Below are 1,054 nucleotides of genomic sequence, written 5' to 3'. Positions count from 1 at the left end.
CTGGGGAGTACGGTCGCAAGATTAAAACTCAAAGGAATTGACGGGGACCCGCACAAGCGGTGGATGATGTGGATTAATTCGATGCAACGCGAAAAACCTTACCTACCCTTGACATGTCTGGAATGCCGAAGAGATTTGGTAGTGCTCGCAAGAGAACCGGAACACAGGTGCTGCATGGCTGTCGTCAGCTCGTGTCGTGAGATGTTGGGTTAAGTCCCGCAACGAGCGCAACCCTTGTCATTAGTTGCTACGAAAGGGCACTCTAATGAGACTGCCGGTGACAAACCGGAGGAAGGTGGGGATGACGTCAAGTCCTCATGGCCCTTATGGGTAGGGCTTCACACGTCATACAATGGTCGGGACAGAGGGTCGCCAACCCGCGAGGGGGAGCCAATCCCAGAAACCCGATCGTAGTCCGGATCGCAGTCTGCAACTCGACTGCGTGAAGTCGGAATCGCTAGTAATCGCGGATCAGCATGTCGCGGTGAATACGTTCCCGGGTCTTGTACACACCGCCCGTCACACCATGGGAGTGGGTTTTACCAGAAGTAGTTAGCCTAACCGCAAGGAGGGCGATTACCACGGTAGGATTCATGACTGGGGTGAAGTCGTAACAAGGTAGCCGTATCGGAAGGTGCGGCTGGATCACCTCCTTTCAGAGCTTATGTGCTCGTGTTAAGCGTCCACTCTTATCGGTTGTTTGTTGTAGCTGGCGCCATTGGTTTGGCGTAGCGTAGAAACTAACTGATAGCGCTGCTTGCAGCGCTATCAGTTGGGTTTTACCCAACAGCTACATTTGTTCTTTAACAATCTGGAAGAAGCACAACGAAAATGTGTTCATCAAGTAATCAGCGTTGCTGATGAAGATGGGCACGGGTTGTGATTGCATTATTTTTTGTTCCAAGTTCTCAAGACTGGGGTGATAAGCCTCAGACTGCTTTGAAACTTATGAACGGCACAAACGCTAATACTCAGGTCCTATAGCCTACAGCGTTATAGGATCAAGCGACTAAGTGCATATGGTGGATGCCTTGGCGATCACAGGCGATGAAGG

At 51.0% G+C, this 1,054-nt stretch carries 1 rRNA gene; it reads left to right on the top strand.

The window, feature by feature from the left end:
* Nucleotides 1-656, top strand: a 16S ribosomal RNA gene (locus KW836_RS27645); the annotation flags it as partial.
* Nucleotides 657-1,054: the final 398 nt, after the last annotated feature.

The organism is Achromobacter sp. ACM05 (assembly GCF_019218915.1).
GTDB lineage: Bacteria > Pseudomonadota > Gammaproteobacteria > Burkholderiales > Burkholderiaceae_B > Achromobacter > Achromobacter animicus.
This window is presented reverse-complemented; position numbering and strand designations above follow the sequence as displayed.